The sequence below is a fragment of the Pseudomonas sp. LFS044 genome (assembly GCF_047978245.1).
GTDB lineage: Bacteria > Pseudomonadota > Gammaproteobacteria > Pseudomonadales > Pseudomonadaceae > Aquipseudomonas.
This window is the reverse complement of the sequence record NZ_JBFPFX010000007.1, coordinates 34,177-60,222: the sequence shown is the minus strand read 5'-3', so window position 1 is coordinate 60,222 and position 26,046 is coordinate 34,177. Positions and strand designations below refer to the sequence as shown.

21 protein-coding genes are annotated in these 26,046 nt (G+C 63.9%); 11 read left to right on the top strand and 10 right to left on the bottom strand.

The genetic code is table 11. From position 1 onward, the window contains the following. Positions 1–71 precede the first annotated feature (71 nt). From ACNQPL_RS07765 to aroC, 3 genes are all read right to left on the bottom strand, one after another. Positions 72–608, bottom strand: coding sequence for an oxidase (locus ACNQPL_RS07765; RefSeq protein WP_416466376.1), 537 nt, complete (start codon positions 606–608; stop codon positions 72–74). Next, entirely contained in the window at positions 608–1,762 is a 1,155-nt protein-coding gene (locus tag ACNQPL_RS07760) for an MFS transporter (protein ID WP_416466374.1), read from the bottom strand. Before ACNQPL_RS07760 ends, ACNQPL_RS07765 begins: the two co-directional genes overlap by 1 nt. A gap of 121 nt (positions 1,763–1,883) precedes the next feature. Then, on the bottom strand, positions 1,884–2,975 hold the full coding sequence (gene aroC, locus ACNQPL_RS07755; RefSeq protein WP_346614977.1) for a chorismate synthase: 1,092 nt from the start codon (positions 2,973–2,975) through the stop codon (positions 1,884–1,886). A 142-nt stretch (positions 2,976–3,117) separates the two neighbouring features. Here aroC and ACNQPL_RS07750 point away from each other — a divergent pair, with 142 nt between their 5' ends. Together ACNQPL_RS07750 and ACNQPL_RS07745 are read left to right on the top strand one after the other, a co-directional pair. After that, positions 3,118–4,080 (top strand): alpha/beta hydrolase, encoded by a 963-nt coding sequence (locus ACNQPL_RS07750; RefSeq protein ID WP_416466373.1) that lies wholly within the window; start codon positions 3,118–3,120, stop codon positions 4,078–4,080. A gap of 81 nt (positions 4,081–4,161) precedes the next feature. After that, entirely contained in the window at positions 4,162–4,950 is a 789-nt protein-coding gene (locus ACNQPL_RS07745) for a hypothetical protein (protein ID WP_387531517.1), read from the top strand. Positions 4,951–4,986: 36 nt separating this feature from the next. Here the strand turns inward: ACNQPL_RS07745 and prmB are convergent, their stop codons facing one another. Further along, positions 4,987–5,895 carry a 50S ribosomal protein L3 N(5)-glutamine methyltransferase gene (gene prmB / locus ACNQPL_RS07740; protein ID WP_346614974.1) on the bottom strand — a complete coding sequence of 303 codons (909 nt, stop codon included), beginning with the start codon at positions 5,893–5,895 and terminating at the stop codon, positions 4,987–4,989. Positions 5,896–6,074: 179 nt separating this feature from the next. On the opposite strand from prmB, the gene ACNQPL_RS07735 reads away from it, so the two are divergent. The 5 genes from ACNQPL_RS07735 to ACNQPL_RS07715 all read left to right on the top strand — a co-directional run bounded on the left by ACNQPL_RS07735 (position 6,075) and on the right by ACNQPL_RS07715 (position 8,753). After that, positions 6,075–6,665 carry a cysteine hydrolase family protein gene (locus tag ACNQPL_RS07735; protein ID WP_346614973.1) on the top strand — a complete coding sequence of 197 codons (591 nt, stop codon included), beginning with the start codon at positions 6,075–6,077 and terminating at the stop codon, positions 6,663–6,665. 89 nt (positions 6,666–6,754) lie between these two features. Continuing rightward, entirely contained in the window at positions 6,755–7,075 is a 321-nt protein-coding gene (locus tag ACNQPL_RS07730; protein WP_346614972.1) for a hypothetical protein, read from the top strand. A gap of 71 nt (positions 7,076–7,146) precedes the next feature. Beyond that, positions 7,147–7,707: a Smr/MutS family protein gene (locus tag ACNQPL_RS07725; protein ID WP_416466371.1), complete on the top strand. Its 561-nt coding sequence runs from the start codon at positions 7,147–7,149 to the stop codon at positions 7,705–7,707. Positions 7,708–7,776: 69 nt separating this feature from the next. Further along, entirely contained in the window at positions 7,777–8,322 is a 546-nt protein-coding gene (folE, locus tag ACNQPL_RS07720; RefSeq protein ID WP_346614970.1) for a GTP cyclohydrolase I FolE, read from the top strand. A 59-nt stretch (positions 8,323–8,381) separates the two neighbouring features. Further along, positions 8,382–8,753: a glutaredoxin family protein gene (locus ACNQPL_RS07715; RefSeq protein ID WP_346614969.1), complete on the top strand. Its 372-nt coding sequence runs from the start codon at positions 8,382–8,384 to the stop codon at positions 8,751–8,753. A gap of 119 nt (positions 8,754–8,872) precedes the next feature. Here ACNQPL_RS07715 and ACNQPL_RS07710 read toward each other — a convergent pair whose 3' ends face one another. Continuing rightward, positions 8,873–9,475, bottom strand: coding sequence for a glutathione S-transferase family protein (locus tag ACNQPL_RS07710; RefSeq protein ID WP_416466370.1), 603 nt, complete (start codon positions 9,473–9,475; stop codon positions 8,873–8,875). A 144-nt stretch (positions 9,476–9,619) separates the two neighbouring features. On the opposite strand from ACNQPL_RS07710, the gene ACNQPL_RS07705 reads away from it, so the two are divergent. Then, complete coding sequence (locus ACNQPL_RS07705) at positions 9,620–10,810, top strand: benzoate/H(+) symporter BenE family transporter (RefSeq protein WP_416466369.1); 1,191 nt, start codon at positions 9,620–9,622, stop codon at positions 10,808–10,810. A 48-nt stretch (positions 10,811–10,858) separates the two neighbouring features. Here ACNQPL_RS07705 and ACNQPL_RS07700 read toward each other — a convergent pair whose 3' ends face one another. Further along, positions 10,859–11,986: a GNAT family N-acetyltransferase gene (locus ACNQPL_RS07700; RefSeq protein WP_416466449.1), complete on the bottom strand. Its 1,128-nt coding sequence runs from the start codon at positions 11,984–11,986 to the stop codon at positions 10,859–10,861. Between the two features lie 259 nt (positions 11,987–12,245). Between ACNQPL_RS07700 and ACNQPL_RS07695 the strand changes: the two genes are divergently transcribed. Beyond that, positions 12,246–13,490: a putative porin gene (locus ACNQPL_RS07695; protein ID WP_416466368.1), complete on the top strand. Its 1,245-nt coding sequence runs from the start codon at positions 12,246–12,248 to the stop codon at positions 13,488–13,490. 191 nt (positions 13,491–13,681) lie between these two features. On the opposite strand, the gene ACNQPL_RS07690 is transcribed toward ACNQPL_RS07695, so the two are convergent. Together ACNQPL_RS07690 and hrpA are read right to left on the bottom strand one after the other, a co-directional pair. After that, positions 13,682–14,803, bottom strand: a complete 1,122-nt coding sequence (locus ACNQPL_RS07690; RefSeq protein WP_416466367.1) for a beta-ketoacyl-ACP synthase III — start codon at positions 14,801–14,803, stop codon at positions 13,682–13,684. Between the two features lie 175 nt (positions 14,804–14,978). Beyond that, a complete protein-coding gene (gene hrpA / locus ACNQPL_RS07685; RefSeq protein ID WP_416466366.1) occupies positions 14,979–18,884 on the bottom strand; it encodes an ATP-dependent RNA helicase HrpA in 3,906 nt (1,301 codons plus the stop codon). Positions 18,885–19,404: 520 nt separating this feature from the next. Between hrpA and ACNQPL_RS07680 the strand changes: the two genes are divergently transcribed. Together ACNQPL_RS07680 and ACNQPL_RS07675 are read left to right on the top strand one after the other, a co-directional pair. Then, the gene (locus ACNQPL_RS07680) at positions 19,405–20,769 is read left to right on the top strand and encodes a glutamine synthetase family protein (protein ID WP_416466364.1); all 1,365 of its coding nucleotides are present in this window, start codon (positions 19,405–19,407) and stop codon (positions 20,767–20,769) included. A 30-nt stretch (positions 20,770–20,799) separates the two neighbouring features. After that, complete coding sequence (locus tag ACNQPL_RS07675) at positions 20,800–22,107, top strand: NAD(P)/FAD-dependent oxidoreductase (RefSeq protein WP_416466363.1); 1,308 nt, start codon at positions 20,800–20,802, stop codon at positions 22,105–22,107. A 112-nt stretch (positions 22,108–22,219) separates the two neighbouring features. On the opposite strand, the gene fadD1 is transcribed toward ACNQPL_RS07675, so the two are convergent. Further along, positions 22,220–23,917, bottom strand: a complete 1,698-nt coding sequence (gene fadD1 / locus ACNQPL_RS07670) for a long-chain-fatty-acid--CoA ligase FadD1 (protein WP_416466362.1) — start codon at positions 23,915–23,917, stop codon at positions 22,220–22,222. A 292-nt stretch (positions 23,918–24,209) separates the two neighbouring features. Next, positions 24,210–25,898 (bottom strand): long-chain-fatty-acid--CoA ligase FadD2, encoded by a 1,689-nt coding sequence (gene fadD2 / locus ACNQPL_RS07665; RefSeq protein ID WP_346611607.1) that lies wholly within the window; start codon positions 25,896–25,898, stop codon positions 24,210–24,212. Positions 25,899–26,046: the final 148 nt, after the last annotated feature.

Below are 26,046 nucleotides of genomic sequence, written 5' to 3'. Positions count from 1 at the left end.
TGCATTGCCCATAGGGATGGCGGGGTACCTTTAGCGGCAGAGGGTTGGCCCACGTGGGGCCGGAGCGGACACTAAAACTCGTCCATCCCTGCGTACAGGCGAGCCGTTTCATCACCGGTAAACGTCGCGAGTGCGCCTTTCTCGTTGGCGAATACACGCAAGGCCAGGCAGAACGGATTGTCCCCCAGGTCCAGCCAACGCGGGCTGCCTGCCGGTATCACCAACTGATCCCCCTTCTCACACAGCACCGCATACACATACTCGCCCAAGCGCAGCCCGACTTGTACGCGGCCTGTCACCACGGCCAACACTTCATCAGCGTCATGCACATGCTCATCGCGCAGGGCGGCAGCCGAAGGCTCGGCACCGTCGCGGTTGAGCACGCTGAAGGCTTTGCTGCCCTGGGCGGTCATCAGTTGGTCGAGGTATTCACGGCAGATATCCAGCACTTCTTCCTGAGCACTGCCAGGGCGCACCCGCAGCGCCAGCGGGGTGTGGGTGAAACGCACGCCCTGCTCGGCCAAGGTGGCGGCGATATCGTCGTGGTGGGTCAGCACCTTGTTCGGCAAGGCCGGGCTGGACGGGTGGAATACACAGAGGATGCTCATCAGCGGCGGGTCCTGGTCGGTTTCGAACGAGTGGCAATGATAACGGCTGCCGCCAGCGCTGCGGCGCTGGCCATACCAAAGGTGAAGGTCGGGCCCAGCAATTTCCAGCTATAGCCTGAATACAAGGCACCCAGCGCACCGCCGGTACCCGACAGCGCCGCGTACAAGGCTTGGCCCTGACCTTGCTGGCGAGCGCCGAAGGTGGCCTGGACGAACGCGATGGAGGCGGCATGGAAGCAGCCGAACGTGGCCGCATGCAACAACTGAGCGAAGATCAGCACGCCCGGGTGGTCCGCCAGGTTACCCAACAGCAGCCAGCGCAGTGCCGCCAGGAGAAAGCTCAGCAACAGCACCTGCTGCACGCTGAACCGCGTGAAGATCCGGCTCATGGCCATGAACATCAGCACCTCGGCCACCACCCCCAGCGCCCACAACAGGCCAATCGCGCCGCGGCTGTAGCCCAGGTGTTCCAGGTGCAAGGTGAGGAAGGTGTAGTACGGCCCGTGGCTGAGCTGCATCAGGGCCACGCAGATGTAAAAGGCCACCACCCCAGGGGCCATCAACTGGCGCAGGAAGCCCCCCGCCTGGCGGTGCTCGCCCTGCTCCACCGGCTGGGCGTTGGGCACCCACAGGCTGGCGGCGACGATGCCGGCCATGATGGTCACCAGGGCGACCGGGTAGATATCCAGGCTCAACCACTCGAACAGGCGGCCCAACCCGACCACGGCCAGGATGAAACCGATCGAACCCCATAGCCGCACCTGGCTGTAGCGCCCGGTCTGGCCGTGCAGGTGGGCCAGGGTGATGACCTCGAACTGCGGTAGCACCGCGTGCCAGAAGAACGCGTGCAAGGCCATCACCAGCGCCAGCCAGGCATAACTCTTGCCGAAGAAGATCAGCGAGAAGGTGGCCAGGGTAGACAGAGCGCCCAGGCGTACGATCAGCAGCCGCTGGCCACTGCGGTCACCCAGCCAGCCCCACAGGTTGGGGGCGATGCAGCGCATCAGCATGGGGATCGCCACCAGCTCGCCGATGCGCGCCGGGGGGAAGCCGAGGTGGTCGAAGTACAGAGCGAGGAATGGGGCCGTCGAGCCCAGCAGGGCGAAATAGAAGAGATAGAAGCTGGACAGGCGCCAGTAAGGGATCGGGGGCATGGGGGGCTCCGCCAGGAGGGTTGCTGCCTGGACCGGCCCTTCGCGGGCAAGCCCGCTCCTACAAGGGCGACGCGATCCCTGTAGGAGCGGGTTTACCCGCGATGAGGCCGGTACAGACGATTCAAAGCTGGCGAAGCACCGGAGTACCGACCTTCACATCCGCATTCTGCCCACGGTGACGCAGCAGGTGATCCATCAGCACGATGGCCATCATCGCCTCGGCGATCGGCGTGGCGCGGATACCCACGCAAGGGTCATGACGGCCCTTGGTGATCACTTCGACCGGGTTGCCTTCGACGTCGATGGAGCGGCCCGGCACGGTAATGCTGGAGGTTGGCTTGAGCGCAAGGTGGGCAACGATCGGCTGGCCCGAGCTGATCCCGCCCAGAATGCCGCCCGCATTGTTGCTGAGGAAGCCTTCCGGGGTCATCTCGTCGCGGTGTTCGGTGCCGCGCTGGGCGATGCTGGCGAAGCCCGCGCCGATTTCCACGCCCTTGACCGCGTTGATGCTCATCAGCGCATGGGCAAGCTCCGCGTCGAGGCGGTCGAAGATCGGCTCGCCCAGGCCCGGCATGACGCCCTCGGCGACGACGGTAATCTTCGCGCCGACCGAGTCCTGGTCACGGCGCAGTTGGTCCATGTAGGCCTCAAGCTCTGGCACCTTGGCCGGGTCAGGGCTGAAGAAGGCGTTTTCCTCTACCGAATCCCAGCTCTTGAACGGGATTTCGATCGGGCCCAGCTGGCTCATGTAGCCGCGCACCTGGATGCCCTGGGTGGCCAGGTACTTCTTGGCGATGGCGCCAGCGGCCACGCGCATGGCAGTCTCACGCGCCGAGCTGCGCCCGCCGCCGCGGTAGTCGCGCTCACCATACTTGTGATGGTAGGTGTAGTCGGCGTGGGCCGGGCGGAACAGGTCCTTGATTGCCGAATAGTCCTTGGACTTCTGGTCGGTGTTGCGAATCAACAGGCCGATCGAGCAACCGGTGGTGCGGCCTTCGAACACGCCGGAGAGGATCTCCACTTCGTCGGCTTCCTGGCGCTGGGTGGTGTGCCGGCTGGTGCCGGGCTTGCGCCGGTCAAGGTCGTGCTGCAGGTCGGCGAGCGAGATTTCCAGCCCCGGAGGGCAGCCATCGACAATGGCGACCAACGCCGGGCCATGGCTTTCGCCAGCGGTGGTGACAGTGAACAGCTTGCCGTAGGTATTGCCGGACATGGACGCTCCGCGAGTCTGCCTGAGGTGAACGAGGCGGCCAGTATACGGAAAATTTCATCAGGAATGCTCGTCTGCACCGGCCCCTTCGCCGAACCTTCCCGCAGACATTGGGTCAAACTGCCATCTCCCCACGAAGTACCCCATGATGTCGCGCTTCGTCGCTTTGCTGTTCCTGCTGTTCACCGGCCTTGTCCAGGCCGCCGCGCCCACCGTGCTGCAACGCCCCATCGACCTCGACACCGGCCAGGGCGTGCTGCATGGCAGCCTGCTGTTGCCGCAACAGGCCACCCCGCCGCCGGTGGTGTTGATCATCGCCGGCTCCGGCCCCACCGACCGCGATGGCAACAACCCGGCCTCGGGGCGTATCGACAACCTCAAGCGCCTGGCCCTGCTGCTGGCCAACGAGCACATCGCCAGCGTGCGATACGACAAACGCGGGGTGGCCGCCAGCCAGCCGGCCACCCCCGATGAACGCAACCTCAGTGTCGAACGCTATGTTGCCGATGTCGTGGCCTGGAGCCGCAAGCTCAAGGCCGACCCACGCTTCGGCCCGCTGATCCTGGTCGGCCACAGCGAAGGCGCTTTGATCGCCAGCCTGGCCGCCGAGCAGGCCGGCGCCAGTGCGGTGATCACCCTGGCCGGCAGTGGCAGGCCCATGGCAGACGTGTTGCGCGAACAACTGGCACGGCGCATGCCACCCGCACAGCTGGCCCGCAGCAGCGCCCTGCTCGACCGCCTGCAGGCCGGGCAGACCACCCTGGACGTTCCGGCGCCTCTGCGCCAGGTGTTCCGCCCCAGCGTGCAGCCCTACCTGATTTCGCTGTTTCAGCAGGACCCGGCTCAAGCCTTCGCCCGCCTGCCCATGCCCGCGCTGATCGTCCAGGGCCGCAACGACATCCAGGTGGACGTCGCCGACGCCGAGCGCCTCAAGGCAGCGAAGCCCGATGCGCAGTTGGTACTGATCGACGGCATGAACCATGTGCTGCGCATCAGCCCCAAGGCCATGAGCCAGCAACGCGACAGCTACCTCAACCCGGAATTGCCACTGGCCCGTGAGCTGGGTGAGCGCGTGGTGACGTTCATTCACCAGCTACCCTCGGCGTAAGGCGATCGCCGCACAATGGCCTCAGGTCCTGGCCGATACGGCCGATAAGCTCGGTATTGGCCAGTATTTGAGACCGCCTTGATGACCGATGCCCCCGCCGCCGTAGAGCCGGCCGAAGAGCCGCAAGCCACGGACAGCGCCGCGCTGCCGTGGGCCGACCTTGCTGTCGAACATTTCCAGTTGCTGCGCCTGGCGCCGCTGCCCACCGACCGCAACAGCGGCGCGCGGCCGCTGCGCTTCGTCGAGTTCGGCCATGCCGAACGGCACGACAAGGCGCACAGCCTGTTGCGCATGGAGATCCGCCTGCCAGGGCAGAATGTGCGCAAGGAACAGAACCTGCTTGATGTGCGGGTCGATCACGCCGAACGGCTGGTCAGCATTGGCAGCGAAAACGGCCTGCAACTGGAGCCCCTGAACCGCGGCCTTGGCCGCTTCATGATGGCCCAGGCCGTGCAGTGGCTGCAGCGCAAGTGGTCGCACTACCGGGTCGAGGGGATGGCGCTGCCGAACAAGGATGCGCTCAACGAAGACACGCGCCTGCGCCGCGACCGGTTCATCGGCGCCACGGGCATTGAAGTGGAGTACGCCGACCCGCAGCACCTGAAAGGCCGCACTGTCGAGACCACGGTCGGCCAGCTCAAGGCTGGTTGGAACAGCGAGAAGGTGCAACGGGTTGGCATCCTCGATGCCGCCGGCATGCTGCAGCAGGCCGAGCAGAACCTGCTGGAGAAGGAAGCACAACTGCGCGAGCGCGATGAGCGGGTGGCCAAGTACCGGCGCGAAGACGGCGGGTTACGCTTTACCATCACCTGCCTGGTGGCGTTTGCGGTGTTCCAGGCGGGGCTGCTGATCTGGATTGCCACGCGCTAGCAACGCGGGGCCGCAGGGCGGCCCCAAGGCCTCGAATCAGACCCGCGCCTTGAACAGCTCCTGGTGCTGCCGGCATTGCTCCGCCGTCAGCATGAACACGCCGTGCCCGCCGCGCTCGAACTCAAGCCAGGCAAAGTCGACTTCAGGGTACAGCGCCTCGACATGCACCTGGCTGTTGCCCACCTCGACGATCAGCAAGCCCTTGTCGGTCAGGTGCTCGGCCGCCTCGGCGAGCATGCGCCGCACCAGGTCCAGGCCATCGTTGCCACAGGCCAGGCCCATCTCCGGCTCGTGGTGATACTCGGCCGGCATGTCGCCGAAATCCTCGGCATCGACATACGGCGGGTTGGACAGGATCAGGTCGAAACGCTGCCCCGGCAGGCCGGCAAAACCGTCACCCTGGACGGTGAACACGCGCTCGTCGAGGCCGTGGCGCTCGATGTTCTGGTTGGCCACTTCAAGCGCTTCGAAGGACAGGTCGGCCAACACCACCTCGGCCTGCGGGAACACCTCGGCAGCGACGATCCCGATGCACCCGGAGCCCGTGCACAGGTCGAGGATGCGCGCCGGCTCGTTGGCCAGCCAGGGCTCGAAGCGCTTTTCGATCAGCTCGCCGATCGGCGACCGAGGTACCAGCACGCGCTCGTCGACGATGAACGACATGCCGCAGAACCACGCCTCGCCCAGCAGGTAGGCGGTCGGCACGCGGTCTTCGATGCGGCGCTTGAGCAGGTGCTGCAGGCGTACGCGCTCGTCGTCCTCGAGCTGGCAGTCCAGGTAGCTGTCGGCTACCTCCCATGGCAGATGCACGGCGCCCAGCACCAACAGGCGGGCTTCATCCCAGGCATTGTCGGCACCGTGGCCGAAAAACAGCTCGTGCTCGTGGAAGCGGCTGACCGCCCAGCGGATATGGTCGCGCAGCGTGCGCAGACGAGATGTGATCACGGGGTACTCCTAATTCAGACCGTACAAAAGTCTAACAGCCCACACCGCACATTTGTTGCCGCGGATCGCCCTGCGGGTAGCCACAGGCCAGTAACTACGCTGGATGCGATGTCAACCATTCCCATTGGCGCCAAGGCAAGGGAGAATAGGTATACAAAAGCCCTTCCAAGGAGCCATTGATGTCCGTTCCAACCACGATGTTCCGCCTCACTGGCCGCGACTATCCGCCGGCCAAGCTGAGCCAAGCCAGCCTGATCGTCATCGATGCGCAAAAAGAGTACCTGAGTGGTCCGCTTGCGCTGTCGGGCATGGACGAGGCCGTGGCCAACATCGCCAGGTTGCTCGACGCCGCCCGCAAGGCCGGCCGTCCGATCATCCACGTTCGCCACCTCGGCACTGTCGGCGGTCGTTTCGACCCGCAGGGCGCTGCCGGTGAATTCATCCCGGGGCTGGAGCCACGCGACGGTGAAATCATCATCGAAAAGCGCATGCCCAATGCCTTCAAGAACACCAAGCTGCACGAAACCTTGCAGGAACTGGGTCACCTGGACCTGATCGTCTGCGGTTTCATGAGCCATTCCAGCGTCAGCACCACCGTGCGCCGGGCCAAGGACTATGGTTATCGTTGCACCCTGGTGGAAGACGCCTCGGCCACCCGTGACCTGGCCTTGAAGGACCGAGTGATCCCTGCCGCGCAGATCCACGCGTGCGAAATGGCCGTGATGGCCGATAACTTCGCCTGTGTCGCCCCGACCAACAGCCTGATCTAAGGCCGTTGAACTGACGACCGCCCGGCAACCGGGCGGAACCCAAGGGCGCGCCACGGGTCGAATTCCGGATGTCCACAGAGGAAATCGGAATGAAGCTCAAAGGCAGTTTCGACGCCAAGCGCCTGCGCCAGCGCGAACCGCGCAACTGGGGTGCCCGCCTGGCCGCCGGCCTGTCGGCGTTGCTGGCCACGTTCGGCGTGTTGCTGGCGATGGCCGGATTTGCCGGGCTGCTCGGTAATTACCCGGCCCTGGCCGAACTCAATGCCAACCGCCCGCTTGCCGGCACCCTGACCGTGGTCGGGTTGCTGCTGCTGTACCTGGGCGTGCGCTTTTGGCGGCGCAGCCGCATACGCCTGCGTCGGGGGCGAGAGTTGAACCTGTCGCCGCACCTGATGAAGAAGCACGACTGAAGGGTCCTCCAGGGGCGGTGCTGACGCCATTGGGCTGATCGCGTAAACTACGCCGCCCACGTGGAGGCATCATGCAAGACGACGATTTTTCCCTGTTCACCGCCGAGGTGCGCGGCGTCAAGCCGATCAAGCACGACCGTGCCGAGGTCGGCAAACCCAAGGCCGACCGCAAGCAGCTGGCCGGCCTGCGCCAGGCGGCGACCGTGCGCAGCGATCAAGCGCTGATGATTGACGGCCTGTCCGATCAATTTGTCATCGACGTGGGTGCCGAAGACGAGCTGATGTGGCGCCGCGACGGCGTGCAGGAAAGCCAGCTGCGCAAGCTCAAGCTCGGCCAGATCGCCTTCGAGGGCAGCCTCGACCTGCACGGCATGAGCGTAGAGAAGGCCCGCGAGACCCTCTGGGCCTTCATTGCCGAAGCCAACACGCTGGAAGTGCGCTGCGTACGCGTTACCCACGGCAAGGCTGCACGCCTAGATGGCAAGCGCCCGATGATCAAGAGCCACGTCAACACCTGGTTGCGCCAGCACCCGCAAGTGCTCGGTTTCGCCTCTTGCCAGGCCCGCCACGGCGGCACCGGTGCGGTGTACGTGATGCTCAAACGAACCATGATGGAAGGCCGCGACGAGTAACGCCACGCTTGCAGCGCGGGCTTTGCCGCCGTACCCTTCGTTTTTGCGATTTTTCCCACAGGTAGATACATGTCCCTGGAACAGAACTACACCGAGATCCTCAGCCAGATCGGCGAGGACGTCTCCCGTGAGGGCCTGCTCGACACGCCCAAGCGGGCTGCAAAGGCCATGAAGTACCTTTGCCGCGGTTATGAGCAGACGCTGGAAGAAGTGACCAACGGCGCGCTGTTCACCTCCGATAACAGCGAAATGGTGCTGGTCCGGGACATCGAGCTGTATTCGATGTGCGAACACCACATGCTGCCGTTCATCGGCAAGGCACACGTCGCCTACCTGCCCAAGGGCAAAGTGCTGGGCCTGTCGAAGGTCGCGCGGATCGTCGACATGTACGCCCGCCGCCTGCAGATCCAGGAAAACCTCAGCCGCCAGATCGCCGACGCCGTACAGCAGGTCACCGGCGCCGCAGGTGTGGCGGTGGTCATCGAAGCCAAGCACATGTGCATGATGATGCGCGGTGTAGAGAAGCAGAACTCGACCATGCTCACGTCGGTGATGCTCGGTGAGTTCCGCGAGAACGCCGCCACCCGCAGCGAGTTCCTCAGCCTGATCAAGTGATCGGCGAGTGACCCCGAGCCGACCCTGTGGGGTCGGCTTTTTCTTTTCAGGAGTTGCCCATGATCGTCAAAGCCCTGCGGGTCGGCCTCGGCCAGCTCATCGTGTTCGGCGACTGGATCAGCCGCCCGGCCAAGCGCAAGCGCGACGCCACGGCCCAGGCGCGCGTCGAACAAGAGGCCAAAGGCCTCGCGCTGTACCAGTTCCATGCTTGCCCGTTCTGCGTGAAAACCCGCCGGACGCTGCACCGCCTGAACGTGCCGGTGGCGCTGCGTGATGCCAAGAACGATGCGCAGCATCGCCAGGCCCTGCTCGAAGGTGGCGGCCGGGTCAAAGTGCCGTGCCTGCGGATTGAGGAGCAAGGCGAGGTGACCTGGATGTACGAGTCCAAGGCCATCATTGCCTACCTGGACAAGCGGTTCGCCTCGGCCTGATAACAGCTTCATCAGTACCGGCCCCATCGCCGGCAAGCCGGCTCCCACAGGATGACCACAATGTTGAATGTTGTGAGGTCTCGGTAGGAGCCGGCTTGCCGGCGATGGGGCCGGTAGACTCAGTCGACCATCGGTACGTGCCGAGGGTGCGCAGCCACCCGCTCCAGCCACGCCCTGACGCCCGGGTACTCGGTTAGGTCGAAGCCCCCCTGATGCGCCACGTGGGTGTACGCGTACAACGCCACATCGGCAATCGAATACTGGTCCCCCACCAGGTACGGCGTCATCTGCAGCTGCCGCTCCATCACCCTCAGCGCCTTGTAACCACCCTTGTGCAGCTTGCGGTATTCCTCCACGCGCTCGTCCGGCAGGCCCAGGTAAAACTGGATGAACCGTGCAACGGCAATGTAAGGCTCATGGCTGTACTGCTCGAAGAACTGCCACTGCAGCACCTGTGTACGCAGGCGCGGCTCGCTGGGCAGGTATTCGCTGCCATCGGCGAGGAAGTTGAGGATGGCGTTGGATTCCCACAGGCAGGTACCGTCCTCAAGCTTGAGCACCGGCACCTTGCCGTTAGGGTTCATGGCCAGGAATTCGGGCGTTTCGGTCTCGCCCTTGAGGATGTTCACCGGGTGCCATTCATATGGGCGGTCGAGCAAGCTCAGCATCAGCTTGACCTTGTAACAGTTGCCCGACTGGTAATCGCCATAGACCTTGTACATCGCCCCTCCCTCCCATGCAGTTGTGCAATCGTGCCCAATAGTTGGCGACTGTACGGCTAAAAGCAATGGCTGCTGTATGGCAAAGATCAAGGTTGCCCGCGTTAGTCTGAAAAAACTGCTTACACATGGACAAGGACTTACCCCATGACCGATGCCACTTCCGCACGCCTGCGGCCCCTGGCAGACAGCTCTCCGTCGGCGGTGGTCGCCGGCTTCATCGCCATGCTCACCGGTTACACCAGCTCGTTGGTGCTGATGTTCCAGGCCGGCCAGGCCGCTGGCCTGACCACGGCGCAGATTTCTTCGTGGATCTGGGCCCTGTCGATCGGCATGGCGGTCTGCAGCATCGGCCTGTCGCTGCGCTACCGCACCCCCATTACCGTCGCCTGGTCGACGCCTGGCGCTGCGCTGTTGATCACGAGCCTGGGCGGGGTCAGCTACGGCGAAGCCATCGGCGCCTATATCACCTGTGCATTGCTGGTGCTCATCTGCGGCCTGACCGGCAGCTTCGAGCGCCTGGTCAAACGCATCCCTGCCTCGCTGGCCTCGGCATTGCTCGCCGGCATCCTGTTCAAGATCGGCAGCGAAATCTTCGTCGCCGCCCAGCACCGCACGTTGCTGGTACTGGGCATGTTCTTCAGCTACTTGCTGGTCAAGCGCCTGTCGCCGCGCTATTGCGTGCTGGCTGCGCTGCTGGTGGGTACGGCGCTGTCCGGCGCCCTCGGCCTGCTGGACTTCAGCAGCTTCAAGCTGGAGGTGGCCACACCGGTGTGGACCACCCCCAGCTTCTCGCTGGCCGCCACCATCAGCATCGGCATTCCATTGTTTGTGGTGGCCATGACCTCGCAGAACATGCCCGGCGTCGCCGTGCTGCGCGCCGACGGTTATCAGGTGCCGGCCTCCCCACTGATTTCGGCGACCGGTTTTGCCTCACTCGTGCTGGCGCCGTTTGGCTCCCATGGGGTCAACCTGGCAGCGATCAGCGCGGCCATCTGCACCGGGCCACATGCCCATGAAGACCCGAGCAAGCGTTACACCGCTGCAGTGTGGTGCGGGATTTTCTACGGCATTGCCGGGGTGTTCGGCGCTACGCTGGCGGCTTTGTTCGCAGCGCTGCCGAAGGAACTGGTGTTGTCGATTGCAGCCCTGGCACTGTTCGGCTCGATCATGAACGGCCTGACCGTGGCCATGGGCGAGGCGCGTGAACGCGAGGCGGCGCTGATCACCTTCATGGTCACGGCGTCGGGTTTCACCCTGTTTTCGATTGGTTCGGCGTTCTGGGGGATTGTCGCGGGGGTGCTGACCTTGCTGATCCTCAACCCGCGCAAGGCCTGAATACGCTCGGCATTATCGCGGGGGCAGCCCCGCGACAGCGCCGTGTGGTCACTCCCGGCGGTAAGGCAGCATCTCCCGCGCCTGCTCGGCATACCCCTGTATGCCCACCCGCTCCTGCTGCAGGAAGTCCTCCACCGCCCGGCGCAACCCGGGGTGCAGCAAGTAATGCCACGAACGCGTCAGCACCGGCTCGAAGCCTCGAATCAGCTTATGCTCGCCCTGCGCCCCGGCATCGAAACGCTGCAGCCCTTCGGCGATGGCAAAGTCCATGCCTTGGTAGAAACAGGTTTCGAAGTGCAGCCGGTCAAACTCGTCCAGGCAGCCCCAATACCGGCCGAACAGGCTGTCGCCACCCACCAGGCTAAGGGCCATGGCAACATCGCGCCCACCCTGACGGGCCATGACCACCCGCAGCGCCTCGGGCATGCGCTCGGCCAGCAGGCTGAAGAATTCGCGGGTCAGGTACGGCGAGCGTCTGCGTACGGCATAGGTGTTGGCATAACACAGGTAGACAAAATCCCATTGAGCCTCGTCCAGCTCATCGCCGCGGTACCAGCGAAAATCGATGCCCTGCCCTGCCACCTGTTCACGCTCCTTGCGCATCTGCTTGCGCTTGCGTGAACTCAGGCTGTCGAGAAAGTCCTGGAAGTCCCGGTAGTTTCGGTTGCGCCAGTGGTACTGGCAGCCCAGGCGCTCCATCCAGCCGGGCAGGCCGGCAAGCTGGGTATCCAGGCCTTGGTCGGTGAAGTTGATGTGCGCCCCGGAAAGCCCGGCCTTCCTCAGGTACTCGGGCAGGGCCTGGAGCACGAGCAAGCCGTCGGCCGGGTCGGCCGCGAGCAGCCGCGGGCCACTGACCGGGCTGAACGGCACGGCGCCGAGCAGCTTGGGGTAATAGGCGATACCCGCGCGTTCGCAGGCATCGGCCCAGCCATGGTCGAACACATACTCACCGTACGAATGCCACTTGCGGTACGCCGGCAACAGCGCCCGCACTTGCCCGTCACGCTCCAGCACCAGGTGCTCGGCGGCCCAGCCATTGGCCGGTGCAACACTGCCGCTGTCTTCCATGGCGCTCAGGAACGCGTGGCGCAGGAAGGGCTGGCCGGCAGGCACCAGGGCGTCCCAGGTCGCCGCGGGCAGGTCACGCAGATGGGCAAGGCTGTAGAGGCTGGTCACGGTTTCGACTCGCATGCTGAAGGCACCAGTATCAGGAATAACAGCCGCCCACTCAAATGACGAATGCCTGGCTGATCCTTTTATTCTCAATTACTTAACCGCAGTGCCACTAATTAGACATTAATCTGTCATTGCCCCCCGCAATACTTGCGCCTGTTTTCCGGAACCCCAGAACCTGTCTATTCAGGCCCTTTCCGAAGACATGCCAACACGGGGCGGGCGCTGAGCCTCCCCAATTTTTTTCAGTAGGGAGAACCTTATGCGTCTTGTTTCTACACTTACCGGAGTGAGCCTCACCGGCATGATGCTGGCTCTGAGTACTCCGGCCAGTGCTGCTGTCGACGCCAAGCTGCTCGAAATGCTCCGCGCCAACGGCTCGATCAATCAGGCGCAGTACAACGAACTGCAGGGCGACCTGGCAAAAGAAACCAAGGAAAAGGCCGACCAGAAAGCTCAGTCCGAACGTATGAGCTCCTTTGAACAGAAAGTGGCATGGGCCGCCAAGACCCAGATCAAGGGCGATGTGCGCCTGCGCTACGAAGACGTCAACGTCGACGACCCAAACAGCAGCAGCGGCAACCAGGACCGTCAGCGCGTGCGTGCCCGCGTCGGTTTCTACAGCGAGATCAACCCGCAAGTCGACGCTGGCGTGCGTATCGCCACCGGCAGCAGCGCCGACCGCCGCTCCACCAACCAGAGCTTCGACAACTATTTCGACAAGAAGTCGCTGTGGGTTGACCTGGCCTACCTGGACTGGCACCCGACGGCTATCCCGAACCTGCACCTGATCGGCGGCAAGATGCAGCAGCCTTGGGTGAACATGGGCGACATCATCTGGGACAGCGACATCAACCCGGAAGGCGTGGCAGCCACCTACAAGGCTGATCTGGGCGGCGCCGAGGTATTCGCCAGCGCTGGCCAGTACACCCTCAAGGACAACGTGGACGGCGACGGCGTGCAGTACAAGCATGACGCCCAGGTCTACCACGCGCAGTTGGGCACCAAGTTCGCGCCAGTCGATGCGTTGAAGGTCACCGTGGGTGCGAGCATCTACGGCTACGACAACGACAAGGAAGCGGCCATCCTGCAGTCGTTCGGCAACACCACCAACGAGTTCAACCTGGTGGAAGGCTTCGGCCAGCTCGACTTCACCGGCTTCGCCATCCCACTGTCGGCCTACGGCCAATACGTGAAGAACACCGAGAGCACCGATGGCGAAGACCAGGCTTGGCTGGCCGGTCTGAAGACCAAGGTTGGCGCCTGGAGCCTGGATTACAACTACCGCGATGTGCAGCGTAACGCCGTGGTCAGCCTGTTCACTGACTCCGACTTCGGCAACGGTTTCACCGGCTCGCGTGGTCACAAGTTCAAGGTCGGTTACGAAATCGACAAGAACTTCTCGCTGGGGGCTGCTTACCTGATGGCCAAGACCGACCTGTCGCAGCTGCCGAACAGCAATGCGGATGTCGACACCTTGCAGGTGGACCTGGAGGCCAAGTTCTAAGCTGCAACGCCTTTGCTTCAATCGAGGCGGGAAATGCCGACCCCATCCGGCGCTTCCTGCCTTTTTTTGTCTGCAAGAAATGCGTCGGCCCCATCGCCGACAAGCCGGCTCCCATGGGGACGCCACGATGCTCCAGCTGTGTGGGGTCCCTGTGGGAGCCGGCTTGCCGGCGATGGGGCCGACGCGGCAGGTCAGCGTTTACGCAGAATCACGCTACCAATCGAATACCCCGCCCCAAACGAGCTCAACACGCCCAGCGAGCCCGTGGCCAGGTCATCCTGATACAAGTGGAAGGCAATCACCGACCCCGCCGAACTGGTGTTGGCATAGCGGTCGAGAATCACCGGTGCATCTTCCTCGGCCACTTCACGCCCCAGCAGCTTCTTGACGATCAGGTGGTTCATGCTCAGGTTGGCCTGGTGCAACCAGAAGCGTTTCACGTCGGACGGCTGCAGGTCGTTCTCGCCCAGGTGCTTGCCGATCAGTTCCGCGACCATCGGGCAGACTTCCTTGAACACCTTGCGGCCTTCCTGCACGAACAGCTTGTCACGCGCGCCAGCGCCCTCTTCCGCCGCGCGGTTGAGGAAGCCGAAGTTGTTGCGGATGTTGTTGGAGAATACGGTCTGCAGCTTGGTGCCGAGGATGTCGAACTGGTGCGCCGAGGTGGCCAGGTCGGCCCGCTCCACCAGTACCGCGGTGGCGGCATCACCGAAGATGAAGTGGCTGTCGCGGTCACGGAAGTTCAGGTGCCCGGTGCAGATTTCCGGGCTGACCACCAGCAGTGCGCGGGCCTGACCCAGCTGCACGCTGTTGGCGGCAGTCTGGATGCCGAACGTGGCCGACGAACAGGCAACGTTCATGTCGAAGGCGAAGCCCTGAATACCTAGCGCTTGCTGCACTTCGATGGCGATGGCCGGGTACGGGCGCTGCAGGTTGGAGCAGGCGACGATCACCCCGTCGACATCGGCGGCCGTGCGGCCGGCGCGCTCCAGAGCCTGGCGCGCGGCGGCAACGCCCATCTCGCAGAGGATCGACTGCTCGTCGTTGGAGCGCTCCGGCAGGCGTGGTTTCATGCGCTGCGGGTCGAGGATGCCAGCCTTGTCCATGACGAAACGGCTCTTGATGCCCGAGGCCTTTTCGATGAATGCAGCGTCGGACATTGGCGCTGCCTCGACCTCGCCACGCTCGATGGCAGCGGCATTGTCGAGGTTGAACTGCTGCGCCCAGGCGTTGAAGGACGCCACCAGTTCTTCGTTGGAAATGCTCTGGGCCGGGGTATACAGGCCGGTGCCGCTGATCACGACGTTATGCACGGTCGTTCCTCTGGTCAAAGGCCATCGCCACGGGGCGCTGGCTGGAAAATGCGTAATGGCACTTTAGTGCCAGATCAAGGGCGAGGGCGCGGCCCTCGTTCGCGGGTAAACCCGCTCCCACAGGGGCTGTATGGCCAGCCCCAAATAGGATCAATATTGCCACATCTTCTGGGGTTTAGGCTTCCACCTGAGACCACTGTTTGCTGAGACGCTTGTCAGAAATCGGCACTTTCGTGCCCAACTGCTGGGCAAACAGCGACACCCGATATTCCTCCAGCAACCAGCGGTACAAGGCCAGCTGCTCGTCACGCTTGCCCTCCTGGGCATGCTTGTCGGCACGGGCCTTGTACTGGGCCCAGAGGTTGCTCAACTCAGCGCTCCACACCCGGTCCTTCTGCACCTGGCTGCCCAGCTTCTCGAGGCGTAGTTCCACCGCTTTCAAGTAGCGCGGCAACTCCTTGAACCAGGCTGCGGGCGTTTCGCGCACGAAGCCCGGATACACCAGGTTGGCCAACTGTTGCTTGATGTCGTTGAGCGCCACCGCCTGGCTCAGGTCGATCTTGCCCTTGAAGCGCTTCTGCAGGCCGTGCCACAGCTTCAGCACTTCCAGCGTCTGGCGGGCCAGGCGCTCGGCATGCTCGGCCCAGCTACCGCGCTTGCGCTCGGCCAGGCCGGCCAAGGCGGCGCCATCACGCGGCAACGTGGCTTCGCCTTCGAGGATGCAGCTGTCCAGGCTCGCCAGCAGGATGTCCTCGACCAGCGCCTCGACACGGCCCAGTTCGCGGTACAGCAAGCCCAGCTCGGTCAGACCCGGCAGCTTGCCACGGAGGAATTTGGCCGGTTCCGCCAACTGCTGCAGCAGCAGGCGCTGCAAGGCGCGGCGGTGCTGGAACTCGGCTTCGGCCTGGGTCGAGAACCGCCCTTCGTGCACGCTGCCGCTCTGCTCCACCAGCGCCGGGTAGACGGTCATCGACAGGCCGGCAATCTTCTGCTGGGCGGTCTGCTTGACTTCGGTGAAGGCCTTGGCCTGCACCGGCTGCTCAGCCTTGTCGTTGCGCGGCACCGCTAGCGCCGCCTGGCTGGCGGCGGCGAAACGCGCGGTCAGCTCGGCGAGGTCGCGGCCTTCGCCGAGGAACTTGCCGTCACCGTCGACCACTTCGATGTTCATGCGCAAATGGCCTTCGACCAGGCCGACCGATTCCGCCCAGGCCTCGTCGGGCACGCGTGCACCGGTCATGCGCAGCAGCTCCTGGCCCAGGGCCTGGGGCAGCGCGCCCTGGCCGAAGGTCATGCGTGCCAGCGACGCCTTGACGAAGTCCGGCACCGGCACGAAGTTTTTGCGCAGCGCCTTGGGCAGGTTGCGCACCAGGGCCACGCACTTGGCTTCGATCAAGCCCGGCACCAGCCACTCCAGGCGCTCGCCCGGCAGGCTTGGCAACAGCGGCGCCGGCACCCGCACCGTGACGCCGTCACGCGGATGGCCCGGCTCGAAGTGGTAGCTCAGCGGCAGGCGCAGCTCGCCCAACTGCAGGCTGTCCGGGTATTGCGCCGCCGTGACTTCGCTGGCTTCGCGGGCCAGCACGTCTTCCTCGCGCATGATCAGCAGGCTGCTGTCCTTCTGGCTGCCCATGCGGTACCAGCTGTCGAAGGTTGCGGTCTGGTGGATCTCGGCCGGCAGCCGCGCTTCGTAGAAGCCGTAAAGGGTTTCTTCGTCGGCCAGAATGTCGCGCCGACGCGCCTTGGCTTCCAGTTCGTCGAGCTCTTCGAGCAGGCGCTTGTTGGCGGCCAGGCACTTGGCGCGCGACTGGATCTGGCCCCCGACGAGCCCTTCGCGGATGAACAGTTCACGCGACGTGACCGGGTCGATCGGACCGTAATGCACCGGGCGGCGGCCGACCAGGATCAGGCCGTAAAGGGTGATCTGCTCGAAGGCCACCACCTGCCCGCGCTTCTTCTCCCAGTGCGGTTCGAAATGGTTCTTCTTGACCAGGTGGGTTGCCAGCGGCTCGATCCAGTCGGGCTCGATCTTGGCGACCATGCGCGCATACAGCTTGGTGGTCTCGACCAGTTCGGCGGCCATCACCCACTGCGGGCGCTTGCGGCCGAGGCCCGAAGACGGGTGCACCCAGAAGCGCCGCTGGCGGGCTCCCTGGTAGTCGCCCTCCTCGGTCTTGTGGCCGATCTGGCTGAGCAGGCCGCTGAGGATGGCCTTGTGCAGCTTCTGGTAGTCAGACGGTTCCTTGTTCACCGTCAACTGCAAGTCACGGCAGATCAGCGCCAGCTGGCGATGCGCGTCGCGCCATTCGCGCAGGCGCAGGTAATTCAGGAAGTGCTTGCGGCACCAGTTGCGCAGCGGGTTGGCGGTCAGGGCCTGGCGCTGCTCCTCGAAACCACGCCACAGGTTGACCAGCGCGGCGAAGTCGGAATCGACGTCCTTCCACTGGGCATGCGCCTGGTCCGCGGCCTGCTGGCGCTCCGGCGGACGCTCGCGCGGGTCCTGCACCGACAGCGCACTGGTGACGATCAGCACTTCCTGCAGGCTGCCCAGGCGGGCGCCCTCGAGCAGCATGCGGCCCAAGCGTGGGTCGATCGGCAAGCGCGCCAATTGGCGGCCCAAGGGTGTCAGCTGGTTCTCGCGGTTGACCGCCGACAGCTCCTGCAGCAGGTTGAAACCGTCGCTGATGGCCTTGCCATCTGGCGGCTCGATGAACGGGAAGGCATCGATGGCGCCCAGGCGCAGGTGGAGCATCTGCAGGATCACCGCCGCCAGGTTGGTGCGCAGGATCTCGGGGTCGGTGAACGCCGGCCGGCCGTTGAAGTCCTCTTCGCTGTACAAGCGGATGCAGATACCGGGCTCGACCCGGCCGCAGCGGCCTTTGCGCTGGTTGGCGCTGGCCTGGGAAACGGCTTCGATCGGCAGGCGCTGGACCTTCGCCCGGTAACTGTAGCGGCTGATGCGCGCGGTACCGGTGTCGATCACGTAGCGGATGCCCGGCACGGTCAGGGATGTTTCCGCCACGTTGGTGGCCAGCACCACACGGCGCCCGGTGTGCGACTGGAAGATGCGCTGCTGCTCGGCCGGCGACAAGCGCGCGTACAGCGGCAGAATCTCGGTATGGCGCAGCTGGGCCTTGCGCAGAATCTCCGCTGCGTCGCGAATTTCACGCTCACCCGGCAGGAACACCAGCACATCGCCAGGGCCCTTGCCCTCGCTGCGCTCGTGGTGGGCGATTTCGTCGAGGGTGGCGAGGATGGCCTGGTCAACGGTGAGGTCTTCCTCGACCTGGTTGCCCTCTTCGTCCTGCTCGCTGGTCAGCGGGCGGTACCAGGTGTCCACCGGGTAGGTGCGGCCGGACACTTCGATGATCGGCGCGCCATCGAAATGCTGGGAAAAACGCTCCAGATCAATGGTCGCCGAGGTGATGATCAGCTTCAGGTCCGGGCGGCGGTGCAGCAGGGTCTTGAGGTAGCCGAGCAGGAAGTCGATGTTCAGGCTGCGCTCATGGGCCTCGTCGACGATGATCGTGTCGTAACGCTCGAGAAAGCGATCGTGCTGGGTTTCGGCCAGCAGGATGCCATCGGTCATCAGCTTGACCAGGGTATTGGCATCGCTCTGGTCCTCGAACCGCACCTGGTAACCGACCAGCCCGCCCAACGGCGTGCCCAGCTCTTCGGCAACCCGCGCGGCCACACTGCGAGCGGCGATCCGGCGCGGTTGGGTGTGGGCGATCAGGCCATGGCTGCCGCGGCCCAGTTCCAGGCAGATCTTGGGCAACTGGGTAGTCTTGCCCGAACCGGTTTCGCCGGCGATCACCAACACCTGGTTTTCCGCCAACGCCTTCTTGATCTCGTCGCGCTTGGCGGCAATCGGCAGGCTGTCGTCGTAGCGGATGCGCGGCACGCTTTCCTGGCGCGCGGTAACCTGGGCGCAGGACGCCTGGACCTTCTCCACCCACTGCGCCAGCTTGGCCTCGTCGGGGCGCTTGCGCAGCTCGTGCAGTTGCCGGCGCAGGCGATGGCGGTCGGCGATCATGGCGTGGTCGAGGTTTTGCAGCAGTTTGTCGATAGCGTGGTCAGTCATGGGGCTTTTTAGTGATGCAGGTGAGCCTGCTTTTTCATGATCGGCATTCTTGAGGGCGCGATTGTCGCAGATTCGAGGGTGCTTTGCTGGCTGGACTGGCCCTATCGCCGGCAAGCCGGCTGCCACTGGACCTGAACGTTGTGGGGTACCTGTGGGAGCCGGCTTGCCGGCGATAGGGCCGGTGCAGACCGCACATATGTTTAGTGAAGCCCGATGTAAAGGTTGCCATTCACTGCTTTAATCAACCTTACGCCGCATGTGAGTATCCAGGGATGACCCCCGACCAGCCCATCGCCCCGCCGCTTCCCCGCCCTTCCCTCGCGAAGGCCCGGACCCGCGCCGGCGAGAATCCGCTGGTGCATGTGATCCTCGCCTTCTGGGCCCTGTGGCACTGCCGTCACGCCCGCCCACCGGATACTTCGCTCACGCTTCACTGACCAGACCCGGCCGCCATCAGGCCGATTGACTCAGCTGGACCGCCCCTGCGCGGCGGTCCTGTGCGCCCACGAGCGAACCCATCATGCACTTTGCACCTGTAGAGCACGCCAGCCGTTTCCTTGCCGAAAACCCTGATATCGAGCTGTTCGAACTGTTCATCCTCGACGCCAACGGCGTGCCGCGCGGCAAGTTGCTGCACCGCGACGAGCTGTTGGCCGTATACCAGAGCGGCCGCCCGCTACCCAGCACCATCCTGGGCCTGACCCTGAACGGCGATGACGTGGAAAACTCCGGCCTGGTGTGGGACGTCGGCGACATCGACTGCCGCGCCTATCCGCTGGAATGCAGCCTGGTGCGCCTGCCCTGGCGCCGTATACCGACCGCCGCCGTGCAGGTCAGCATGCACCCCAGCGAAGGCCTGCCTGCCAGCGTCGCCGACCCGCGCCATGTGCTGCTGCGCACCATCGAAGCGCTCAACGCCGACGGCTACTACCCGGTGATGGCCTGCGAGCTGGAGTTCTACCTGCTTGACCAGAAACGCGATGCCCAAGGCCGCCCGCAACCGGCGCTGGACAACGACGGCGGCCGCCCGCGCAGTACGCAGGTCTATGGCTTGCGTGAGCTGGAACAAATCGAACCGTTCCTTGCCGACCTTTATGCTGCCTGCAAAGCCCAAGGCATCCCGGCGCGCACGGCCATTTCCGAATACGCCCCAGGCCAGGTGGAAATCACCCTGGAGCATGGCGATGCACTGCAAGCCATGGACCAGGCCGTGCGCTACAAACGCCTGGTCAAAGGTGTCGCGCATGCCCATGGCATGCAGGCGTGCTTCATGGCCAAGCCCTTCGCCGACCTGGCCGGCACCGGCATGCACATGCACCTGAGCCTGGCCGACAGCGCCGGCAACAACCTGTTCGCCAGCGAAGACAAGGCCGGCACCCCGCTGCTGCGCCAAGCGGTGGCGGGCATGCTGCGCCACCTGCACGACTCGCTGCTGCTGTTCTGCCCCAACGCCAACTCGTTCCGCCGCTTCCAGGCCAACAGCTATGCACCGCTGGCGCCCACCTGGGGCGTCGACAACCGCACCGTCAGCCTGCGCGTGCCCGGTGGCCCGGCCAACAGCCGGCATGTCGAGCATCGCATCTGTGGCGCCGACGCCAACCCTTATCTGGCCGCTGCGGCGATTCTGGCGGCAAGCCACCGTGGCATCCGTGAACAGCTCGACCCGGGCGCACCGGTTGAAGGCAATGGCTACGCACAGGCGACCGAGCACCTGCCCACCGACTGGCTGACCGTGCTCGATGCCCTGGAGCGTTCGGAGTGGGCGCGCGAAGCGCTCGGCGGCGACTTCCTCGGGGTTTATCTAAAGGTCAAACGCGCCGAGTACCGCCAGTTCATGGCCGAAGTCAGCGAACAGGACTGGCGCTGGTACCTGCACCAGGCCTGAGCCCCACCCCATTCAGAACAAGGAACACCCATGAACGCAGCAGTGAACAACGGCCCGGCCCAGCGTGCGCCGTCCTACTACAGCGCCACCCTCAACGACCACACCCAGTACCCGCAACTCAAGGGCACCGTGCACGTCGACGTGGCCATCATCGGTGGTGGTTTCACCGGCGTGGCCACCGCGGTGGAACTGGCCGAACGCGGCCTCAAGGTGGCGATCGTCGAAACCAACCGCATCGGTTGGGGTGCCAGCGGCCGCAATGGTGGGCAGGTCACGGGCAGCCTGTCTGGCGATGAAGCCATGCGTACACAGATGCGCAACCGCCTGGGCAGCGAGGTGGACGATTTCATCTGGCACCTGCGCTGGCGCGGGCACCAGATCATCGAGCAGCGGGTCGAGCGCTATGGCATCGACTGCGACCTCAAGCGTGGCCACTTGCACGCGGCGATGAAACCTTCGCACCTGGACGAACTGCGCGACTTCGAAGCCCAAGCGCAGCGCCGCGGCATGGGCGCACAGGTGCAGATGCTCGACCGCAGCGCCGTTGCCGAACACCTGCAGAGCCCGCTGTACCTGGGCGCGCTGAAGAACCTGCGCAACCTGCACCTGCACCCGCTGAACCTGTGCCTGGGCGAGGCGCGTGCCGCCCATGCGCTGGGCGCACTGATCTTCGAAAACTCCGAAGTGCTGGACATCATTCATGGCCCGCGCCCAGCGGTGGTGACCGCCCATGGCCGTGTCGAGGCGCGCCAGGTGATGCTGGCCGGCGACGTTTACCACAAGCTGGAAAAACGCCAGCTCAAGGGCAAGATATTCCCCGCCATGGGCGGCATCGTCACCACCGCACCGCTGGGTGAACTGGCCGAACAAATCAACCCGCAGGACATGGCGGTGTACGACTGCCGGTTCGTGCTCGACTACTACCGCCTGACCGCCGACAAACGCCTGCTGTTCGGCGGTGGTGCGAACTATTCAGGCAAGGATTCGCGGGATATCGCCGGCGAACTGCGGCCGTGCATCGAACGCACCTTCCCGGCGCTCAAGGGGGTGCCGATCGAGTTCCAGTGGAGCTGCGCGATGGGCATCGTGGTCAACCGCATTCCGCAGTTGGGCAAGCTGTCGGACAACGTCTGGTACTGCCAGGGTTATTCGGGCCATGGCATTGCCACCAGCCACATCATGGGCGAGATCATGGCCGAGGCGCTGACCGGGACGCTTGAGAAGTTCGACACCTTCGCGGCGTGCAAGCACATCAAGGTGCCGATGGGGGACGTGCTGGGGAATCCGCTGTTGGCGGCGGGGATGTGGTACTACCAGATGCTTGAGAAATTGCGCTGATCGTACCGGCCTCATCGCCGGCAAGCCGGCTCCCACAGAGGCGGCGCAGCCCTTGAAAACTGCGCTTGGCCTGTGGGAGCCGGCTTGCCGGCGATGAGGCCAGCAAGGCCGATCAGGCGATCTTCTTCAACCCTTGCTTCTTCAGTTCTTCATCACGCAACTCACGACGCAGGATCTTGCCCACGTTGGTGGTCGGCAACGCATCGCGGAACTCGATGTAACGCGGCACCTTGTAGCCCGTGACGTTGGCACGCATGTGCTCCATCACCTGCTCCTTGGTCACGGTCATGCCTGGCTTGACCACGATGAACACCTTGATCAGCTCGCCCGACTTCTCGTCCGGCACGCCGATCGCGGCGCATTGCAGTACGCCCGGCAGGCCCGCCAGCACATCTTCCAGTTCGTTGGGGTACACGTTGAAGCCCGAGACCAGGATCATGTCCTTCTTGCGGTCGACGATGCGCATGTAGCCGTCCGGCTGGATCAAGGCGATGTCACCGGTCTTCAGCCAGCCTTCGCTGTCGAGAATCTCGTGGGTGGCCTCTTCACGCTGCCAGTAGCCCTTCATCACCTGCGGGCCCTTGACGCACAGCTCGCCCACTTCGCCCAGCGGCAGTTCGTTGCCACTGTCATCGATGACCTTGCACAACGTCGAGGGCACCGGGATACCGATGGTGCCGACCTGGTTGGCCTCGGCCGGGTTGACTGCCGCCACCGGGCTGGTCTCGGTCATGCCGTAGCCTTCGCAGATGGCGCAACCGGTGACGGTCTTCCAGCGCTCGGCCACGCTCAATTGCAGGGCCATGCCACCGGACAAGGTGATCTTCAGTGCAGAGAAGTCCAAGGCACGGAACGCCTCGTTGTTGCACAGCGCAACGAACAGGGTGTTGAGGCCTACGAAGCCGCTGAACTTCCACTTGCCCAGCTCCTTGACCATCGCTGGCAGGTCACGCGGGTTGCTGATCAGCACGTTATGGTTGCCGATCAGCATCATCGCCATGCAATGGAAGGTAAACGCATAGATGTGGTACAGCGGCAGCGGCGTGATGAGGATCTCGCAGCCTTCCTGCAGGTTCGCGCCCATCAGTGCGCGGCATTGCAGCATGTTGGCGACCAGGTTGCGGTGAGTCAGCATCGCGCCCTTGGCGACACCGGTGGTGCCGCCGGTGTACTGCAGCACGGCGACATCATTGGCTTGCGGGTTGGCCTCGGTGACCGGCTGGCCCTTGCCCTGCGCCAGCGTATCGTTGAAGCGGACGGCATTGGGCAGGTTATAGGCCGGCACCATCTTCTTCACGTACTTGATCACGCTGTTGATCAACAGGCGCTTGAGCGGTGGCAGCAGGTCGGCCACTTCGGTGACGATGACGTGCCTGACCTGGGTCTTGGGCACCACCTTCTCGGCCAGGTGCGCCATGTTGGCCAGGCACACCAGCGCCTTGGCACCGGAGTCGTTGAATTGGTGCTCCATTTCCCGCGCGGTATACAACGGGTTGGTGTTGACCACGATCAGGCCGGCGCGCATGGCGCCGAACACCGCTACCGGGTACTGCAGGACATTCGGCAGCTGCACGGCAATGCGATCACCCGGCTTGAGGTCGGTGTGCTGCTGCAGCCAGGCCGCAAAAGCGCCCGACAGGGCATACAACTCGCCGTAAGTGATAGTCTTGCCCAGGTTGCTAAAGGCCGGTTTGTCGGCAAAGCGTTGGCAGGATTGCTTGAGTACCGCCTGGATATTGGGGAATTCGTCAGGATTGATTTCCGCCGTAATCCCGGCTGGGTATTTATCCTTCCAAAAATGGTCGATCATGGAAGCCCACTCCTTCAGCAACAGCGAAGTTCGATTCACGCGTCGATGCGTTTATTATTGATATGAGATGGCGGTTCGTTGCAAACCGAAACATCTGAAAGCGGGCCGAGCGTAACAGCTTTGCCGAGGGTCGCCTAGAGGCCAAATCAGGCCTTGCGGTCATAAAAATGACTCAATGAACAATACAGGTCATTTTTAGAGTATTTAACTTAAAGCTACGGAATTCGAGCTGCAAGCTGCGAGTTAGAGCGACGCGCGCCACTTTACTCGCAGCGTGAAGCGTGGGGCCGCCTTACGCGATATCGCGCAACTCGCGCCGCAGGATCTTGCCCACCGGCGTCATCGGCAACGACTCGCGCAGCACGATGTGCTTGGGCACCTTGTAGCCGGTGAAATTGGCCTTGCAGTAAGCCTTGAGCTCATCGACGCTCAGCCCGCCCTCGCGCGCTACCACGAACAACTTCACCGCCTCGCCCGAACGCTCGTCCGGCACGCCGATGGCAGCGCAGTTGGCCACCTGCGGGTGCCCCATGATCACGTCTTCGATTTCGTTGGGGTACACGTTGAAACCCGAGACGATGATCATGTCCTTCTTGCGGTCGACGATACGGGTGAAGCCGTCAGGGTCGATCACGGCAATATCACCGGTCTTGAACCAGCCCTGCGCATCCAGGCACTGGGCGGTGGCTTCGGGTTGCTGCCAGTAGCCCTTCATCACCTGCGGCCCTTTGATGCACAGCTCGCCCCGCTCGCCCAGCGGCAGCTCGTTGCCGTCATCGTCGATGACCTTGAATGCGGTATCGGCGACCGGTATGCCCACCGTGCCAAGCCGCGCCAACTGGCCGTAAGGGTTGGTGCTGGCGACCGGCGAGGTTTCGGTCAGCCCGTAACCTTCGACGATGCGGCAACCCGTGAGGCTTTCCCAGCGTTCGGCGGTGGCCTTGACCAGTGCCGTACCGCCAGAGTTGGTGACCTTGAGCGCAGAGAAGTCCAGCTGGCGGAAGCCCGGGTGATCCATCAGCGCCACGAACAGCGTGTTCAACCCCAGCAACGCCGAGAACCGCCACTTGCCCAGCTCCTTGATGAAGGCCGGAATATCGCGCGGGTTGGTGATCAGCACGTTGTGGTTGCCCGTGACCATCATGCACATGCAGTTCGCGGTGAAGGCATAGATGTGGTACAGCGGCAGCGGCGCGATCATGACCTCCTGGCCTTCCTTGATCAGCTTCTGGCCGTCCGGGCCATGCTGCGAGAAGCACGCCAGCACCTGCAGCATGTTGGCCACCAGGTTGCCGTGGGTCAGCATGGCGCCCTTGGCCAGGCCCGTGGTGCCGCCGGTGTACTGCAGCACGGCGATGTCGTCGAGGCTGAGCGCGACCGGCTTGTGGCTCAACGCCCGGCCGTCGCGCAGTACCTGCTTGAACGCGATGGCCTGCGGCAGGTGATAGGCCGGCACCATCTTTTTCACCTTGTCGACCACGGTGTTGATCAGCCAGCCCTTGGCGGTAGGCAGCAGGTCGCCCATCTTCGCCTCGATCAGGTACTCGATGCCGGTATCGGGCAGCACCTCCTGCACGCGCTTGCCGAACATGTTCAGGTACACCAGGGCACGGGCACCTGAATCCTTGAACTGGTGGCGCATCTCGCGCTCGGTATACAGCGGGTTGGTGTTGACCACGATCAGGCCGGCACGCAAGGCGCCGAACACGGCAATCGGGTACTGCAGCACGTTGGGCATCTGCACGGCAATGCGGTCGCCCGGCACCAGGCCGGTATGCTGTTGCAGCCAGGCAGCAAAGGCTGCGGAAAGGCGGTCGAGCTCGGCGTAGGTCAGGGTCTTGCCCAGGTTGCTGAACGCCGGGCGATCGGCGAAGCGCTTGCAGGAGCGCTCGAATACCTCGACAACCGAGGTGTACGCATGAATGTCGATGGTGGAAGGTACGCCCGCCGGGCGTTTGTCATTCCAGAAGTCGGCTTGCATTTATTATTGTTCCTCTGCCTGAACCCGCTCTGAGCCTGTAATCCCTTTGCCTGATGGCAAAAAGGCGTTGCACCGACGTTAGCAGGTAAGCCCCAGGTGGCATATACGCCAAGTGCCGCCATTAACATTGTGAATCTTATTTGTGCCC

What these genes read in the sequence shown, in the direction of transcription:
- ACNQPL_RS07765 (WP_416466376.1), bottom strand. Translation starts at nt 608, where the DNA reads ATGAGCATCCTCTGTGTATTCCACCCGTCCAGCCCGGCCTTGCCGAAC.
- ACNQPL_RS07760 (WP_416466374.1), bottom strand. Translation starts at nt 1,762, where the DNA reads ATGCCCCCGATCCCTTACTGGCGCCTGTCCAGCTTCTATCTCTTCTAT.
- aroC (WP_346614977.1), bottom strand. Translation starts at nt 2,975, where the DNA reads ATGTCCGGCAATACCTACGGCAAGCTGTTCACTGTCACCACCGCTGGC.
- ACNQPL_RS07750 (WP_416466373.1), top strand. Translation starts at nt 3,118, where the DNA reads ATGATGTCGCGCTTCGTCGCTTTGCTGTTCCTGCTGTTCACCGGCCTT.
- ACNQPL_RS07745 (WP_387531517.1), top strand. Translation starts at nt 4,162, where the DNA reads ATGACCGATGCCCCCGCCGCCGTAGAGCCGGCCGAAGAGCCGCAAGCC.
- ACNQPL_RS07735 (WP_346614973.1), top strand. Translation starts at nt 6,075, where the DNA reads ATGTCCGTTCCAACCACGATGTTCCGCCTCACTGGCCGCGACTATCCG.
- ACNQPL_RS07730 (WP_346614972.1), top strand. Translation starts at nt 6,755, where the DNA reads ATGAAGCTCAAAGGCAGTTTCGACGCCAAGCGCCTGCGCCAGCGCGAA.
- ACNQPL_RS07725 (WP_416466371.1), top strand. Translation starts at nt 7,147, where the DNA reads ATGCAAGACGACGATTTTTCCCTGTTCACCGCCGAGGTGCGCGGCGTC.
- folE (WP_346614970.1), top strand. Translation starts at nt 7,777, where the DNA reads ATGTCCCTGGAACAGAACTACACCGAGATCCTCAGCCAGATCGGCGAG.
- ACNQPL_RS07715 (WP_346614969.1), top strand. Translation starts at nt 8,382, where the DNA reads ATGATCGTCAAAGCCCTGCGGGTCGGCCTCGGCCAGCTCATCGTGTTC.
- ACNQPL_RS07710 (WP_416466370.1), bottom strand. Translation starts at nt 9,475, where the DNA reads ATGTACAAGGTCTATGGCGATTACCAGTCGGGCAACTGTTACAAGGTC.
- ACNQPL_RS07705 (WP_416466369.1), top strand. Translation starts at nt 9,620, where the DNA reads ATGACCGATGCCACTTCCGCACGCCTGCGGCCCCTGGCAGACAGCTCT.
- ACNQPL_RS07695 (WP_416466368.1), top strand. Translation starts at nt 12,246, where the DNA reads ATGCGTCTTGTTTCTACACTTACCGGAGTGAGCCTCACCGGCATGATG.
- hrpA (WP_416466366.1), bottom strand. Translation starts at nt 18,884, where the DNA reads ATGACTGACCACGCTATCGACAAACTGCTGCAAAACCTCGACCACGCC.
- ACNQPL_RS07680 (WP_416466364.1), top strand. Translation starts at nt 19,405, where the DNA reads ATGCACTTTGCACCTGTAGAGCACGCCAGCCGTTTCCTTGCCGAAAAC.
- ACNQPL_RS07675 (WP_416466363.1), top strand. Translation starts at nt 20,800, where the DNA reads ATGAACGCAGCAGTGAACAACGGCCCGGCCCAGCGTGCGCCGTCCTAC.
- fadD1 (WP_416466362.1), bottom strand. Translation starts at nt 23,917, where the DNA reads ATGATCGACCATTTTTGGAAGGATAAATACCCAGCCGGGATTACGGCG.
- fadD2 (WP_346611607.1), bottom strand. Translation starts at nt 25,898, where the DNA reads ATGCAAGCCGACTTCTGGAATGACAAACGCCCGGCGGGCGTACCTTCC.